Origin of the sequence: Achromobacter sp. ACM02, assembly GCF_014851605.1 — a bacterium.
Taxonomy (GTDB): Bacteria; Pseudomonadota; Gammaproteobacteria; order Burkholderiales; family Burkholderiaceae_B; genus Achromobacter; species Achromobacter aegrifaciens.
The window spans coordinates 537,802-552,160 of record NZ_JACUZY010000004.1 but is presented as its reverse complement, the minus strand read 5'-3'; the positions used below and the strand labels follow the sequence as shown (position 1 = coordinate 552,160).

Sequence of the window (14,359 nt, the reverse complement as noted above, 5' to 3'; positions counted from 1 at the left end):
CGGGCAAGCGCATGACGGATTGGCAATCCCTGCTTGGCGAGACGCTGCGGCATGCTGAAGTCAGCCGCATCGAAACGGGCGAGGCAGTGCATGCCTATCTGCTCGTGGATTTCCGCAACCGCGCGGAGCTGGCCGCGCCAATCAAGAGCAGCGCTCAAGTCAGCCACGGTTCGGTCTGGCTGGGAACGGATCTGGCCGTATACGGTGAAATCGCGCCCCTGCTGATCGAAATAGACGATCTGACGCGTTTTGAACTGGGGCGCGACACGGACGGGCCATACACCTCTGAACTATTGCGGCTGCTGCGCAGGGTGTACGAGGCGGACGGTGGGCAGTTTGCGGTCACCCATATCCTGTCGCCCATGGCCCTGGCCGAACTAATGGCACATTGCGCGTACTACGGCGACTATGGCTTGCCGGACGGTCGCGAGTATTACCTGCACTTCTACGACAGCCGCATTCTGGACCGCGCTTTTCAGGTCTGGAGCGAAGCCGAGCGCGAGCGTTTCCTGGCGCCGCTGACGCTCATGCGCTATTTGCGCCGGGACGGTTCCATCGCCGAGTGGAAGGGCGGTGGAGAACGTGAATTGAGCGCTGCGGCGCTGCCGGCGCCACAGCCGTTTACGTTGGCGCAGCATCAGGCGCTGCTGGATATGGATTATCCGGACAAGCTGACCCAACAAATCCGCCGCATCTATATGGGAGTTCTGGGCAGCGACCTGCGGCAGGACGAATTGCATGAGCAGGTGCTGGAGCAGATGGCGCGGGCGCGTGCCTACGGGATAGAAAGTGAGCGGGACATGCTGGACTATGTGGCGTGGGGTATCACAATATCGCCGCGTTTTGATGAACACGAGGTGATTCAGTCCGCGCTGCGCGCATTCAAGGGCTCTGGGCTGTCGCAGGCGCTGGAGGATGTGCCTGACGACGTGTGGGATGGATTGTTGCGGGAGAGGACGGGAAATGCGTAAGGGCCTGATTGTCGTTCTGATGTGGCTGGGCTTGCTGGCGGGCTGCAATGGCGAGCCTACGTACCAAGGCGTGACCTTGGTTGCCTTCAACTACACACCTTGGGACCTTGACACCATTCAACTGACCGACAACGCAGGCCGCAGCGCCAGCTCGGGTGCGGTCGGCGTTGGCGGCGGAGAAGGGTCGGGTACGTGTTGCTACACGCTGAAAGGCACCGATTTCGTCGTGAAATGGAGCGGCGCCGACGGCGAAGAAGCGATCAAACATTTGTACGACGGCAAGCTCGACGAGGTGATCTTTCATAAGGAAACGAAGGTGCATTTCCCTGCGGCGCAGATTCCTTCGGGTGACGGTCCGTTGTACATGGAGTTGCACATCTATCCCGACGAGCACATGGAAATCGCATTGAGCCGAAAGTTGCTTGGGCAAACGCGTCTGCCGCTGGTTTCCGTCACGGATTGGCTTTATGCCGCTCATCGAGATGCGCTTCAGGGGTACAGGGATGGCTATGCGGTATTGAGGGCCGTGGGAAAGGTAGCGAGGACGGCTTGGATTGAATACCGTATTGAAGACAAGCGCGACATGCAGCAATACATGCTGCTGTATTTTACGGTTTCGCCAAATTTTGATCGAGATCCGAAGATTGCCGCAATGCTGGCCAAGCCGGGCCGCCAACCGGGCGACTTTGCCAAGGCTGTCGAGGCTATGCCTGAAGGAGAGATTGCACGTCTGAGGGCGGAAGAGAAGGCTTCAGGAGAGAAGAATGGTTGACAAAACCTCGGGTGGCCTGCCGCCGGAAGATCGTACGCCGGCTTCCGTATTGAAGAAGATGGCCGAGAACGAAGCTGCGTATCCCAAGGACGATTGCCTGGAGTGCGGTGCGGTCATTCGGATCGGGTTCTTCTTTGATGGTTTCGGGCGCAGCCGGGACATGGACCGGAATGATCCGACGTTCTATTCGAACATTTGCAGGCTTTGGGAGGCACACTACATTCAGACGGATCTGGGGCGTCCCGAGAAGCAATTCTGGTTTCGCTTCTATTACTCGGGACTGGGAACCGAGTTGAACGAGGATGCAAAAGAGAAGCAAGACGCCCTGATCTATGCGGCTACCGTCGCGGGCAGCAAGGCGCTGAGCGAAAGCGCCAAGAATCTTGGCAAGGCGGGCCAGAACATCGCCCGGCTGGATGAGATTCCTGAGCATGACGTTCTGAAGCGCTTACGAGCCGCGACGCAGAAGATGATCAAGGAAGGCTCCTTCCAGCCTATGGTAAAGGCCTACAACGACGTAGTGAAGGACGTCAAAACGCTTCCCGACAAGGCTGTGCGGATATGGAATGCCTGGGATCCCGAACGCCTGGCAAATCGTGCGAAAGCCACGGTACAGGGGTTCTGGTCCGGCTTCAAGAGAAACCCCTTGAAGGTCGCATGGACTGCGGGAAAAGAGGTCGTCAAGACCACCGCGATGGAAGGGGTACCCGTGATCCGGGACAATGAGACGGTCGCCTATCTCATGGGAACAGGAGTCGACACTCGGGTCGACGCCGCTCTACGTCAGCTCAAGGCAGCCCATGACGCGGTCAGCGCCGAGATGAACAATGTGCGGCGCATAGAGATCTCCGTGTTTGGCGCCGACCGTGGCGGTGTGATGGCTCGCCAATTCATCAACGACTTGGTCAAGAAGTATCGGCGTCGGAACGATCAAGACCTGGTGATGCCGGGGAAGGAGGGGGCTCCCGCTGCGGAGATCCGGATCCGGTTTCTTGGCCTGCTGGACTCCGTTTCCTCCATCATGGACGAGAGCACCTTCCTGGGATTCATGCCATTTACCGACTTGCTGAAGCAAACCCACAAGGACCGTGCCTTGACGGTGCCGGCCGCCGTGGAGAAGTGCGTTCACTTCGCAGCAGGCCATGAACTGCGCGCCAATCAGCGCATCGACAGTCTGGAGAAGACTCGGGGCGAGCAGTATCTCTATCCAGGTTCCAGCGGCGATGTCACTGGAGTGAGTCCGGCAGGCTCCTTGGGTGCTCGCACGGAACTCTCTCGGGTGCCCTTGCGCGATATGTTGCACCAAGCCCTGGCAAGCGGCGCAGCGATGTACAGCATGGAACAGCTCTTCAAGGTTCGGCCGCTGATCGCCATCAAATTTTCCCTGGCGTCACGCGTGGGGGAGGGGGCGCAGAGCTATGGCATCGCTGAACTGGTGGACGCATATCGCGGCGTGGTGAAGTATGAGAAAGGCATGGACTTCATTCCACACATGGAAGTATTCCTGCGGTGGCTCGCAGTGCGCTACCAGGATCCCGTCTTCAAAGCTGATATGTCGGATCCTGCCGAAAAATGGATCCAGGATCGCGATTTCTTCACTCCGGAGCAGGAATACAACGAAGAGTTCAGGCGCGTATCCATGCTGCCGCGCGAGGAACGCAACAAGCCCGAGAACACGGCTCGCCTGAAAGAGCTGGAAGCGCTCAAGGACGAACGTTGGAATCGTGCCGTCGCGAGCCGTGGAGAATTGCCGCCGCAGCGTTTCAAGCCGCTATGGCAGCGGCTGGAAGAAGAGTACCGTGCGCTCGAAGAGGGGGAGCGCCAGGACATTGCGAATGAACAGCGCAAGGAAGAATTTCGCAGGAGAAATCCGAATTCGGTGCATGCCATGGAGGCGTGGGAACAGAATCTCAAGGATATGCAAAGAATGCGCAACGAGCTCATCACACGCGGCGGCGGCACGCTGACCGAAGAGGACAAGCCGAAAGATCCTTTCGCTGATATGAAAGCCAAGCGCGAAGTGCAAAAGCGCCTGCTCAACGTATGGCGCGAGGCGAGCGCCGGGACCAACCCTTTGCCTCCCAAGGTCATGGCGCTGTTCGACTTCCTGGTGCATGACGCCATGTTGAGCAGCTGGCCCGATCATTTGCTGGCCAGCACTTCACTGTATTTCCGCGTGCGGGACAAGGACATTTTTGGCAAGACCGACTTCAAGGCGGAACAAGCCAAGTTCAAGTCGGACAATGAGTCGGCATCGCGGGTTGATCAGATGCGTGCCAATCTGGATGGAATGGCTCCGGTTCGTCCGTAGCGGTGGCACCGAAACTCAGCTCAAGACGGAGGCCGGTTTGCGGGAAGTCTTGATGACGCTTGCTGAATTCGGAGTTTTGATCGTCCGGTCCTCCTGCTACGTATTGCCGCTTGCATGCGTGTTGGCGGTGATCATCCATCTTTGGCCACAGCGCTTTGGCAAGCTGGGAACGCTGGCTTCCATGCGTTGGGTTTCGGGAGGAATGGCAGCGATTTGGGTGTGCGCGCTGTCATTGCTCTTGCTGCTTTATTGGGTTGCTAGCCGATATGACAATGGATACGGCTATGCGATGCTTGGGCTGATGACTTACATGAGTCCGTCGCTCATCATGTCTCTCGTTGCGCTATTGGTCCATTGGCGATTGGCGCGGAGGGATCGCGAACATGTATGAGTTTCCCGTCAATATTCTTCTTTCTGGCAAGTCTCTGGCCGTAAGCGTCTTTCAGCTTCTTCCAGTTGTTTGGGGTGCAGGAATTCTTTTATGCGTCGAGTCCGCTCTTCCTGGGCTGTCGCCGAAAGTTTGGCGTAGGGTGCGTGATGTCGTGGCCGTCATGATGGCCGTTTTTCTGTTGGTGTGCGGCGTCTATGCCATCTTCGGATACAGCGTTTCCGTCATTTTCGGTCAACCCGGATATTTTCATATGACCGGGGATGGCTTGTGGGCATTGTGTCTATCCATTGGGATGGCGGTGCTCGGACTGGTGCTGCGTGCGCGTGCACGGCCCGTCGTGTAGGTTGCTTTTTTTGAGGGCGTTGCGGAAACGGGCTTCGCATCTCGGATCCCTTAAAACTTGCGCCGCCGGTGTCTCACAATCCCTTAAGAGGTGTGCGTGCATGAAGTGATTGTTTGGGGCGAAGGGGTGACGTTTCAACTGGCGCACGACTTGACGTACGCATTGCCGCTGCTCTGCCTTTTCGGAATTGTGGTTCAAATATGGCCAAGCCGATTCGGGATATTGGGATCTCCGGCCGCGCAAAGGTACTGGGCTGTGGTCATGGTGGCTGTTTGGGCGTTTGCAGCCGTCAATGTCCTGCTGCTCTACTACGTTTGGAAATACCATTCTCGATTAGAAGGTTTCGGGTTCTTCTTTCTTGTTGGCTATCTAGGGCCCTCAATGATTCTGTCGCTGGTCTGGCTGGTAATCCAGCACAAGATGTACGGGAGGAAAAAGGAGAATGGATGACCAGCGTGCATTGTTGCTAGTTGTGGGAGAGACTTTCGCCACGAACTGGCAGCAAGTTTTGCCTGCGATATGGGTCATAGGCTTGTTGCTATGTATTGATCATGACTGGCCCGGATTGTCTCGGGCGGCATGGCGTCTTTTGCGCAATCTTATGGCGGCGGCGATGGCGATCTTTCTGGTGCTTGCAGTCGCTTACGGCATATACGGATTTTGGGCGGCCGCCCATTTCGATCATGTTGGATTCGCGAATCTGGCTAGCCACGCGTTGTCCAGAATGTGGCTGTCGATAGCACTGGCGGCGACAGGAGTGGTGTTGTGGTTCATTCGCCGGCCCAAATCGGATCGCTAGTCAGCCGGCGATGCGGCACTCTCGATGCTCGTTCAGCATTCGGACCGCCTGGCCGGACTGCTCTGTTAGAGCGTCAGCTCAGTTTCTCTGAATGTCTTGGGAGACGGTATTGGACGACCTGATGCTCTGGTCCGCCGAAAAGGCGTTTCGGACGGCGCAGGCGTCGATGTACGCGCTGCCACTAGTCTGCCTTTTCGGAGTCGCTGTCCAGGCCTGGCCTGGCAAATTTGGGGTTTTGGGATCTTCAGCGTCACGCAGGGCATTTTCCTTTGTCATGATTGCGGTCTGGCTCTTCGCTATCGCGGGCGCATTGCTGCTCAATCATGTCACCGAGAACTATTCGCGGTCTTATGGTTTCCTCTTGCTCTCCTTCCTGGTTTATCTGGGGCCGTCAATGATCTTGTCGCTCATTGGGGGGATTGTCCGATACAAGATGCGCCGAGCGGAAAGGGGCAATGGTTGACAACGTGGCGCCAGGGCTTCCGGGAATGGGTCGGGAGTCGAATCTTTGATGGCGCCGGCAGGGCCTGAATGGCCACCCCATTCGAACCATCCATGTCGTCGTTCGACTTATGACCGGCAGTACGGTTACTTTTCTGCCCCGCTTGCCCTACTATCTGGGGCCATCGCTGATCCTGCCTCGGATCGGCCCGACACTGCGCCACAGATTGCGCCGAGAGCGTCGGTTCTAGCCCTGGGAGAAGAATTTGCTTGCGGTCCTTGCTGCGATTGCCGAGTCTGGCATGTTGATCGCCCAGTCGACGGCCTACCTGGTGCCGGCGGCGGGCGTCCTGGCGCTGATCATCTGCCGGTGGCCCCAGCATTTTGGCCGGCTGGGGACGCGCTCCTTCAGGCGCGGGATATCGGCTGGAATGCTGGCCGTCTGGATTTTTGCGCTGGTCCTGCTGGGCATGTTCTATTGGCTGGCGACCAACCATGACAGCGGCTACGAGTTTCCGCTGCTTGGGCTGATGCCGTACATGAGCCCGTCTCTACTTACCGCCCTGATCGTCCTGCTGGTCCATCGGCGAATGGCGAAGCAAGAGCGCGGCCATGAATGAGGTGTATCCCGCCAATGTCCTGCAGTCCGGCGAATTGCTGGCCTGGGGGATATTCCAGATAGTTCCGCTCTGGTGGGGCGCTGGAATCCTGCTGTGCCTGGAGTCCAATCTGCCGGGGCTTTCGGCCAAGGCCTGGCGCGCGATGCGTGACGTCACGATCGCGCTGATGGCGGTGTTTCTGCTGGCCTGCATTGCTTACGCCGTCTTCGGCTATGGCGTCGCCGTCCAGTTCGATCAGCCGGCCTATTTCGACAAGGCGCTGGAAGCCTTGCGCTTGCTGTCGCTGTCGATGGGAATGGCGGTGTTCGGGCTGGCGCTACGCGCCCGTATCGGGCGCGGCGCCGTTTCCCGCAGCCGCTAAAATCCCGCCATGCTTCCGCCTCAAGTCCTCGTCGCCCTCATCGTCCTGATGCTTGCCGTCGTCATTCCGCTGTTCGCGGTGACGATCCAGCTGAGCCGTTTCATCCATTGGTCCTTCTGGGCCGACAAGATCACGCGCGGCGATCGGCCGCATTTCACGGGGCCGGTGCTGGCGCTGATCTTCAGCACCCTGGCCGCCAGCGATTTCGTGGGCTATGAACCCTTTCTGACGATCTCGGCGATGAATCCAGTGCCGATCGAGGCCAGGGCCTACTTCACTGTCGCGATGCTGGCGCTGGCCGTCTGGTGCTGGGCCTATGGGCGGTCGATCCGGGACCGCGTGCTGCGCATGATCGGGCCCCGCGCCTCTTAGCGGCCGCCAGGGTGGACGCATGATGTCGATCTACGGTCTTCTTGCGTTGGGCGCCCTGACATTGGCCATCTGCGTGCCGTTCGCCGCGACGGGGATACAGCTGATCCGCCTGCTGTGGTTCATCACGGGCGACAAGGAGACGCGCGGCGCGCGCCCGCGCTTTACGGGGCTGGTTCTGGCGATGCTTTTCAGTTCGCTGGCGGCTACCGAACTGCTGTCCGTGGAACCCTTTCTGACCTTGTCCCACCTTAATCCTGTGCCGCAGGAGCACCGGGTTGAATTCATGATCGCGATGCTGGCGCTGGCCCTTGCGGGCTGGATATGGGGCGGCGCGATATGGAATCGCCGGCCTGGCGGCTGAGGCGGCCGCTGCAAGCAGGGCGCCTACTTGGCCGCCTGCACTTCGATCTTCACCGTATTCGAGCGCACGCCGTTCGATTCGATATACACCTCGTAGACCGCCGGATCCTTGGGCAGCTGCACCTGCGCAGCAAGGTCGGTGCTGAACTGCGTGCCGACGCTGATGCCCGGGCTGATGGGGATGCCCTTGGGCGGACGCGAGCTGGGGATCTCGTCCACTTCCATGCCGGGGCGTTTGCGCGGCTTGTATTCGTAGGCCACGCCTTCATAGACCGCCTTGGTCTGCGTATTGATGGCGACGAAGCGCGGCAGCTTCTGGTTCTGCGATACGGGAATGATGCCTTGCGCGCAGACCGGGATCACCAGCGCGCCGGACGCCTGCGGACGCACGCGCGCGGGCGCGGCGATGTTGAGCTGGTCGTCGCTGCCATGGTTGGGCGGAATGCAGGCGTGGTCGCGCACCGTGCCGATGGGGGCGGTGGCGAACGAGGGCGGGTCGATCCAGTCGGTGTTCATCGTGGTCTTCTGGGGATGTGGGGTGGGGCGCGCGGCGGTGGCGGCGCCAGGCGCGGCCATGGCCATCGCGGCCGCGAGCAGCAGGGCCAGCGCCAGCGCCACGCGGCGCCGCGCGTCAGAACGAGGGCCAGCCATTGGACATGTCCGTCTTGCGTACGGCCTGGGCGCAGCTGGCGCAGAAGCGGATGCTGACGCAGTCGCCGCCGAACATGACGCAGGAGCCGGTGTGGCTGGGATCGGCCTGGCTGGCGGGCAGGCCGAAGTGGCAGTGGTTGCCGAACTGGGAGTAGAAATACGGACCCTTGTCGAGTTTGGACGAGTCCATGTCGGCTTCATCGGGATGGGCGCGTACCCACTCGGGTCCGCTGGGCGTCATGCCGATCAGGTGGCCGATCTCGTGCACCAGCGTCTGCTGCAGATAATCCAGCGTGTTGGGCTCCCAGGGGCTCATCGCCGCCACGCCAAGGAGGTTGGTGCCAGGGAACGCCACGCCGCCTGCGGAGCTTTCCAGCAACCGGACCTTCAGAATGATCTTGCCCGAGGTCGGCACGGGCACCAGGCCCGCCATGCGGATGTTCAGGGTGTCGCAGGCCTTGGGATTCGCAGGGTCGTAAGGCACCGGGGTCATGCGATCCTTGGGGATGGGGACCTGCCTGATGCCGGCCGCAGGGTCGGTGTACTCGAACAGGCATTCGACGTACCAGTCCACGCCAGGTTCGATGTGATACCACAGGAAGCTGAGGGTGCCGTCGGCGTTGACGAACTGCACCTGCTTGTCGGCCGCGCCGGGACCGGCCGAGGCTTGCACGTAAATGGGCTGGACGGGCAGCATCGAGGCCAGCCGGTCGATGTGGCAGACGACGAGCGTATAGGGCTCGTGATCGGGGCCCTGCGACCCTGGATAGACGGAGGCGGCCAGCCGGCGCAGGCGTTCATAGCCGTCGTCCGTGAACACGTCCATGTTGGCGTCGCCGCGCGTGCTGACCGGCGGCAATTGCACGACGTCCACACCATGCCGCGCGTATTCCGTAGCGGTCGGCTGGAAGCCGTGGCGGCGCGCCAGAGCCTCGGGGCCGGGCAGCATGATCTCCTGGAGATATAGCCGCCTTGCGGTCTCGACCTGCTCCGTGGAGATGATCTGGCTCTTGTCGTTCACCACCTCGAAGGTATAGGTGTTCAGGCCGGCGGCGGGCAGGGTGATGTTGTCGACCACCTTGGTGCCGTCGGCGTCGGTTACGTAGCTGTAGGAACGCTGGTTGGGCTCTCGATACAGCGGCTGGCGGCTTTGCTCGCGCGCGGAGTACACCGCGTTGCCCGGACGCGGGCTGACCTTGACGCTGAAGCGATGCTGGCCGGCCTTGTTGAAGCGCACGCGGATCCTGGGCTTGTTGGTCTGGCGGTCCAGGCTGTCCAGCGCCTGGCCATCGTTCCAGACCTCGTCCTCTTCCTTCAGGTTGACGTACTGGAGCTTGGCGCCGCTCCTGGCCCGGTAGGCGGACGGCGTGGGTGCGCCGGCATCCGGCGTCCCGGCCGCTGCGGAGCCGCCCGCGTCCTGGCCGCCGGGCGCGCCAGCGGGCCTCGCCACAGGGCCGGGCAGGCCGACGCCGGCCATTTCCATGACCCGCTTGGCCATCGCCGGATAAGGCGAGTTCGCCACCGCCGGAATGTTCATGATCGCCTCCGCCACCTTGGGCAGCGTGACGTTGGATATCGTGGGCGATTGCAGGATGGCGCCGACCACGGACGGAATCGCGGAGTCGGTCAGGCCCGGCGTGCTGAGTATGGCGCCCGCCACCGCGGGCAGATTGCCCTGGTTGACGTCGGGCATGGTCAGCAGCGTGTTCACCGCCGAGCTCAGCGCGGCGGGGCGGCCGCCCATGGCGCCCATGGCCTGGCTCATGAACGGGCCAATGGCGGACCCCACGCCGCCGCTGCCGGCGGCGGTCAGGTTGGACGCGGCGCCCAGGGCGGATGCCGCCGTGGCGTTGCCCATTGCCGTGGCGGCGCTGGAAGCGCCCGACAGCATGCCCGAGGCCGACGGGCCGGCGCCTGCGGCCGGCGAGGCGACGGTGGATGCCTGCGAGGCCAGGGCCGACGCCTGCGTAGCCATGCCGCCGGCCCTGGACACGGCGCCTGCCGCGTCAGTCAGCGCCTGGGGCATGGAAACCGCGCCGGCCAGCGCGTCGCCAGCGCCCTGTGGAATCTTCATGGTGGAGAGGCCGCCGTCCATCAGCGACGGCGTTGCCATGCTGGCCAAGGACTGCGTGGCGCCGTTAGCCAGTGAGGACGTGGCGCCGCCAGTCAGCGACGGAGCCACATTCTGCATGGCCGTTTGCGCCATGCCGCCGGCCTTTGCCATGGCGCCCGACATCAGTTCCGAGCCCGCCTTGCCCGCTGCCTGCATGGTCTTGCCGGCCATCGCGCCCAATTCCTGCACGGGCTTGAGCGCTTCGCCGGCCATGCTCTTGGCCTGGTTCAGCATGCCGGAGGCGCCATCGGCCGCGGCGGACAGGCCGTTGGATACGGCGGTTGCGCCGCTCGCAAGCGCCGCGCCCGCGCTACTCAGCAGCGAGCTTTGCGATCCACTGGCTGCAGCTGCTGTGGGGCCTCCAGCCGCTGCAGCCGAGGCGGCCGCGCCGGTCGCCCCAGCCGCATTCAGCGCCTGGCCGGAGCCGGCTTGCGCCTGCAGCTTGGCCTTGGGACGGTGCACCAGTTCGGCCGTGACCAGCATCGGATCTCCCACTTGCGAGGACGGCAGCGCGGGCAGCGCGGCCGCGTCGCTGGCAGGCCCGATCAGGTTGTGGGATGCGCCCTTGACCGAGAACATCCCCGGCCCCTTGAACAGGATGTCGCCGCCATTCATGACGATGCTGGCGCCGGCGGCCTGCAGGGTGATGCTCTGGTTCGCCAGGATCTCGATGCTGTCGGTAGTGGAGGTGACGGTGATGTCCTGGCCGGCCAGCATTTCCAGCATGTCGGTATGCGCGTGGATCGACACAGGAGATTCGGCGGCGACGGCGCGGATGCCGCCGTCCTGCACGAACAGACTGGTGGAGCGGCCGGAGGCCGTGGCAAAGGTCTGGCGCGCTGCCACGTGGCCGTCGGCCTGCGCGGTGACGTGCAGGTTTTCGCTGGCGTGCAGGATGGCCGAGGCGGGCGTGGCGAAGTTCAGGGAGGACGGCGCGTCGATCAGCATGCGGGCGCCGTCGATGCGCTCCACTGCGTCCGTGCCGGTGCGTTCGCCGCCGCTGGCCTTGACCGCCTGCTGGCCGCCTACGCTGCCCGGATAGCGGCCATCGCCCTTGGGATCGATGGCGCGGGTCAGCGTGTCGTATTGGCTGGTGGCCGCGAGCGCGCGCGCCTGGCGCTGCGCGCCGGCGGCATCCAGGCGTTGCGCCGCATTCTGCGCCCCGCGCAGCAGCGCCAGCGCTTCCTGCGCGTCGGCCTGGGTGGAGCGCGCGTCCTCGCGTGCGTTGGCGGACAGCAGCATGCCTTGTCCTGAGCGCACCACGGTCCAGGCATCCGAGCGCAGCTCGAAGCCGGTGCCGCGCCATGCGCCGCGACTGGATTCATCCGCGCCCTGTGCGACCAGATAGCCCAGGCCCAGCTGCGTGGCGCCGATGGAACTCGACAGGCGCGTGCGCATCTGCCGCGGCGTGTCGTCGAACAGCCATTGGCTGTGGCCCTCGCCGTCCAGGCCCTTGCTATGCCAGCCGCTGAGCCTGCCGGGATGATTGGCTTCAGCGTCCTCGCCGGCGGACCAGGGCGGCAGGTCGGCGTCGTTGTACAACTGGGCCGAGGCCACGGGCTGGTCGATGTCGCCGTCCAGGAATTCGACCAGGACCTCGGTGCCTTTGCGCGGCAGATGGTGCGCGCCCCAATTGGGACCGGCCTGCGCGCCCGCAACGCGCAGCCAGGTGCCGGAACTGTCGTCGCCCGGCGCATTGCCGGTGTCGTCGCCATGGCTGCGGTGCGCCAGGCCACCCGGTAGCGGACGCGCGCCGCGCTGCCAGGGGAATTGCACCTTGATGCGCAGGTCGCGGCCCGAGGAAATGGGCGCGTCCTGCGCAGCCACCACGACGGCCGCCAGGCCTTCGGGCGCCGTGGGCTTGGCGCGCCAGCCGGGCATAAGCGGCGCGGCTGCCGGCAGGGCGCCGAAGGTATTGCGGTAAGAGCCATGTTCCAGATCGGAATCGCCCAGCGCCTGGGCGGCCTGGCTGCCCAGGTTGTTGGCGGCTTCGTGTTCGACGTGCAGCAGCGTGTAGCGGTTGCCGCCCATCTCATCGACGGCCTGGCCCGAGCCCCCGGCGTAGCGGCTGTGCTGCGTCAGCGTGAAGTCATGGCCGGGCATCATCTGGCGGGCCGTGCCGCCGCCGTCGAAGCGCACCATGCGGGCTTCATGCGCCTGCAGGCTGCGCGCGGCGGCAAGCTCCGCGCTGTCGCCGTCGGCATGGCGGCCGTGGCCGTCGTAGTCATAGTCTTCAAGGCGCGGCACCGCGCCGGCCTGGACGTCGGACTGCGCATGCGCCGCGTGCGCGAGCAGCTTGCGGTCGTCCCAGGCCAGGCGCGTCACGGCATTAGGCCGTACCGCCCGGGACGCGCCAAAGCGCGTGATGCTGTCCTCGGTTTCCGTGGCGTCGCTGCGGTGAAAGCGCAGCGTGGCATCGGGGCAGACGGGCCGCGCCGCGCGCGTGTCGAACACGACCAGCCGGTGCCGCGCGCCGCCCGAGGCTTCGTCCTGCTGTTCGCCCTGCTGGTGGTCGAAGCGGAAGCTCAAGCCGGCTTCCGCCATCAGGCGCAGCACGAAGGCCAGGTCGGTCTCGCGGTACTGTGTGCGCAGTGGACGCGGCGCGGGCGGTTCGGCGATGTCGAACGAGTAGGCCGCCTGCGGATAGTCGGCGAAGATCTCGCTCAGGATGTCAGTGACCGACTTGTCCTGGTACAGAAAGCTGTCGCGGCGCAGGCCCAGGGCTGCCAGCCAGGGCGCGGCGTGCAGCCGGTAGCGCGCCAGGCCGCCGTCTGCGCCCAGCGCGTCCACGCCTTCCACCACTGCATGCCATTGGCGCCTGTTGCCGTCGGTCAGCAGCAGGCTGACGCTGATCTCGCGGCCCAGCAGGGCTTGCACATCCAGTTCGGCCGAGGACGCCAGGCAATCCAGCGTCAGGGCAAACAGTTCGGAGACGCTTTCGCGCAGGACCATGCGTTCCACTGCGAGCGCCGCATCCAGGGGCGTGCGCACCTGTAGCATGCGGGCGTTCTGGGAGAGGGCGGCAACATCCAGGCTGCTGAATCCGGCGGGCGCTTGGGAACGGTCGGTCATGGTGCTGAGCGGTGGCCTGAGGCCTTCAGGGTAGCGAGATGGTCAGGTGCGCGGCGCGCGGGCCGATCTTGACGATGTCATGGTACGGAGCCATGGCGGTCTGCATGTCGCGGTTCAGGAAGTGGCTCATGCCCAGATAGGCCAGCAGCCCCAGCAGCGCGAACAACGCGCCGATGCTCCACAGCGGCACGTCGCGCTTGAGCGTGTGGGCGATCTTGTCGGGCAGGGGCCAGTGCGGCGCGAAGCCCGCGCGCTTGCCGCGCAGCAACGTGATTTCATCGCCCAGCCGCGCCGTGAGATAGCCCAGCTTCTCCTGGCCTTCTATCATGTACTTGCCCTGGAAGCCCAGCAGCAGGCACATGTAGAACACTTCCAGCGATTGCAGGCGCGGCGCGCCCTGCGCGCGCAGGTCTTCCAGGCGCGCAAAGAAATTCTCGCCCGCAAGCTGTTCGCCAAACAGGGTCAGCTGCAGCGGCTGCAGCATCCAGGCGTCGCGGATGGAAAAGCCGGAATTCAGCACGGTCTCGTCCACCGCGGCGCAAAATGCGTACTTGGTGGCGTAGACGTCCTCGGCAGGAATGTCCATCTTCTTCGCGCTGCGCTCGAAGTCTGCCAGGAACTGCTGCACGCGCGCCGAGAACGAGGCGGCGTCCACGGGTTCCTGGCCGCTTTTCAGCAGGAACAGCATCAGGAAGCCGTCGTACAGCAGGTCCAGCAGGGACTTCGCGGGGCGCGAGCCATAGAAATCGGCGGCTCGGGGAGGGAGCGAGGCTCCGGGCATC

At 63.5% G+C, this 14,359-nt stretch carries 15 protein-coding genes; 12 read left to right on the top strand and 3 right to left on the bottom strand.

Annotation, left to right across the window (positions count from 1 at the left end; genetic code table 11):
* The first annotated feature begins 11 nt into the window (after nucleotides 1-11).
* From IB258_RS15055 to IB258_RS15000, 12 genes are all read left to right on the top strand, one after another.
* Nucleotides 12-971, top strand: coding sequence for a DUF4123 domain-containing protein (locus IB258_RS15055; RefSeq protein WP_082400811.1), 960 nt, complete (start codon nucleotides 12-14; stop codon nucleotides 969-971).
* Nucleotides 964-1,743: a DUF3304 domain-containing protein gene (locus IB258_RS15050; RefSeq protein ID WP_054452049.1), complete on the top strand. Its 780-nt coding sequence runs from the start codon at nucleotides 964-966 to the stop codon at nucleotides 1,741-1,743. The genes IB258_RS15055 and IB258_RS15050 overlap by 8 nt, the downstream gene beginning before the upstream one ends.
* Nucleotides 1,736-4,054, top strand: coding sequence for a DUF2235 domain-containing protein (locus IB258_RS15045; RefSeq protein ID WP_192352791.1), 2,319 nt, complete (start codon nucleotides 1,736-1,738; stop codon nucleotides 4,052-4,054). The genes IB258_RS15050 and IB258_RS15045 overlap by 8 nt, the downstream gene beginning before the upstream one ends.
* Before the next feature lie 52 nt (nucleotides 4,055-4,106).
* Nucleotides 4,107-4,445 (top strand): hypothetical protein, encoded by a 339-nt coding sequence (locus IB258_RS15040; protein WP_175164336.1) that lies wholly within the window; start codon nucleotides 4,107-4,109, stop codon nucleotides 4,443-4,445.
* A complete protein-coding gene (locus IB258_RS15035; protein WP_175164335.1) occupies nucleotides 4,438-4,788 on the top strand; it encodes a hypothetical protein in 351 nt (116 codons plus the stop codon). The genes IB258_RS15040 and IB258_RS15035 overlap by 8 nt, the downstream gene beginning before the upstream one ends.
* Before the next feature lie 96 nt (nucleotides 4,789-4,884).
* The gene (locus IB258_RS15030) at nucleotides 4,885-5,238 is read left to right on the top strand and encodes a hypothetical protein (protein ID WP_175164334.1); all 354 of its coding nucleotides are present in this window, start codon (nucleotides 4,885-4,887) and stop codon (nucleotides 5,236-5,238) included.
* Nucleotides 5,231-5,587 carry a hypothetical protein gene (locus tag IB258_RS15025; RefSeq protein WP_192352790.1) on the top strand — a complete coding sequence of 119 codons (357 nt, stop codon included), beginning with the start codon at nucleotides 5,231-5,233 and terminating at the stop codon, nucleotides 5,585-5,587. Before IB258_RS15030 ends, IB258_RS15025 begins: the two co-directional genes overlap by 8 nt.
* Nucleotides 5,588-5,696: 109 nt before the next feature.
* The gene (locus tag IB258_RS15020; protein WP_125470145.1) at nucleotides 5,697-6,050 is read left to right on the top strand and encodes a hypothetical protein; all 354 of its coding nucleotides are present in this window, start codon (nucleotides 5,697-5,699) and stop codon (nucleotides 6,048-6,050) included.
* 280 nt (nucleotides 6,051-6,330) lie between these two features.
* On the top strand, nucleotides 6,331-6,648 hold the full coding sequence (locus tag IB258_RS15015; protein WP_175164333.1) for a hypothetical protein: 318 nt from the start codon (nucleotides 6,331-6,333) through the stop codon (nucleotides 6,646-6,648).
* Nucleotides 6,641-7,009, top strand: coding sequence for a hypothetical protein (locus IB258_RS15010; RefSeq protein WP_192352789.1), 369 nt, complete (start codon nucleotides 6,641-6,643; stop codon nucleotides 7,007-7,009). The genes IB258_RS15015 and IB258_RS15010 overlap by 8 nt, the downstream gene beginning before the upstream one ends.
* Nucleotides 7,010-7,018: 9 nt before the next feature.
* Nucleotides 7,019-7,381 carry a hypothetical protein gene (locus IB258_RS15005; RefSeq protein WP_192352788.1) on the top strand — a complete coding sequence of 121 codons (363 nt, stop codon included), beginning with the start codon at nucleotides 7,019-7,021 and terminating at the stop codon, nucleotides 7,379-7,381.
* A 19-nt stretch (nucleotides 7,382-7,400) separates the two neighbouring features.
* Nucleotides 7,401-7,742 carry a hypothetical protein gene (locus tag IB258_RS15000; RefSeq protein ID WP_125470142.1) on the top strand — a complete coding sequence of 114 codons (342 nt, stop codon included), beginning with the start codon at nucleotides 7,401-7,403 and terminating at the stop codon, nucleotides 7,740-7,742.
* A gap of 23 nt (nucleotides 7,743-7,765) precedes the next feature.
* Here the strand turns inward: IB258_RS15000 and IB258_RS14995 are convergent, their stop codons facing one another.
* Genes IB258_RS14995 through icmH form a run of 3 tightly spaced genes read right to left on the bottom strand, consistent with a single transcriptional unit; the run spans nucleotide 7,766 to nucleotide 14,358 of the window.
* Nucleotides 7,766-8,392, bottom strand: a complete 627-nt coding sequence (locus IB258_RS14995; RefSeq protein ID WP_192352787.1) for a hypothetical protein — start codon at nucleotides 8,390-8,392, stop codon at nucleotides 7,766-7,768.
* Complete coding sequence (gene tssI / locus IB258_RS14990) at nucleotides 8,373-13,577, bottom strand: type VI secretion system tip protein TssI/VgrG (protein WP_192352786.1); 5,205 nt, start codon at nucleotides 13,575-13,577, stop codon at nucleotides 8,373-8,375. The genes IB258_RS14995 and tssI overlap by 20 nt, the downstream gene beginning before the upstream one ends.
* A gap of 25 nt (nucleotides 13,578-13,602) precedes the next feature.
* The gene (gene icmH / locus IB258_RS14985) at nucleotides 13,603-14,358 is read right to left on the bottom strand and encodes a type IVB secretion system protein IcmH/DotU (protein WP_223283522.1); all 756 of its coding nucleotides are present in this window, start codon (nucleotides 14,356-14,358) and stop codon (nucleotides 13,603-13,605) included.
* Between the last annotated feature and the right edge of the window lies 1 nt (nucleotide 14,359).

Excerpts from the sequence above, each read along its gene's own strand:
- IB258_RS15055 (WP_082400811.1), top strand. The coding sequence starts at position 12 with ATGACGGATTGGCAATCCCTGCTTGGCGAGACGCTGCGGCATGCTGAA.
- IB258_RS15050 (WP_054452049.1), top strand. The coding sequence starts at position 964 with ATGCGTAAGGGCCTGATTGTCGTTCTGATGTGGCTGGGCTTGCTGGCG.
- IB258_RS15045 (WP_192352791.1), top strand. The coding sequence starts at position 1,736 with ATGGTTGACAAAACCTCGGGTGGCCTGCCGCCGGAAGATCGTACGCCG.
- IB258_RS15040 (WP_175164336.1), top strand. The coding sequence starts at position 4,107 with ATGACGCTTGCTGAATTCGGAGTTTTGATCGTCCGGTCCTCCTGCTAC.
- IB258_RS15035 (WP_175164335.1), top strand. The coding sequence starts at position 4,438 with ATGTATGAGTTTCCCGTCAATATTCTTCTTTCTGGCAAGTCTCTGGCC.
- IB258_RS15025 (WP_192352790.1), top strand. The coding sequence starts at position 5,231 with ATGGATGACCAGCGTGCATTGTTGCTAGTTGTGGGAGAGACTTTCGCC.
- IB258_RS15015 (WP_175164333.1), top strand. The coding sequence starts at position 6,331 with ATGTTGATCGCCCAGTCGACGGCCTACCTGGTGCCGGCGGCGGGCGTC.
- IB258_RS15010 (WP_192352789.1), top strand. The coding sequence starts at position 6,641 with ATGAATGAGGTGTATCCCGCCAATGTCCTGCAGTCCGGCGAATTGCTG.
- IB258_RS15005 (WP_192352788.1), top strand. The coding sequence starts at position 7,019 with ATGCTTCCGCCTCAAGTCCTCGTCGCCCTCATCGTCCTGATGCTTGCC.
- IB258_RS15000 (WP_125470142.1), top strand. The coding sequence starts at position 7,401 with ATGATGTCGATCTACGGTCTTCTTGCGTTGGGCGCCCTGACATTGGCC.
- IB258_RS14995 (WP_192352787.1), bottom strand. The coding sequence starts at position 8,392 with ATGGCTGGCCCTCGTTCTGACGCGCGGCGCCGCGTGGCGCTGGCGCTG.
- tssI (WP_192352786.1), bottom strand. The coding sequence starts at position 13,577 with ATGACCGACCGTTCCCAAGCGCCCGCCGGATTCAGCAGCCTGGATGTT.
- icmH (WP_223283522.1), bottom strand. The coding sequence starts at position 14,358 with ATGCCCGGAGCCTCGCTCCCTCCCCGAGCCGCCGATTTCTATGGCTCG.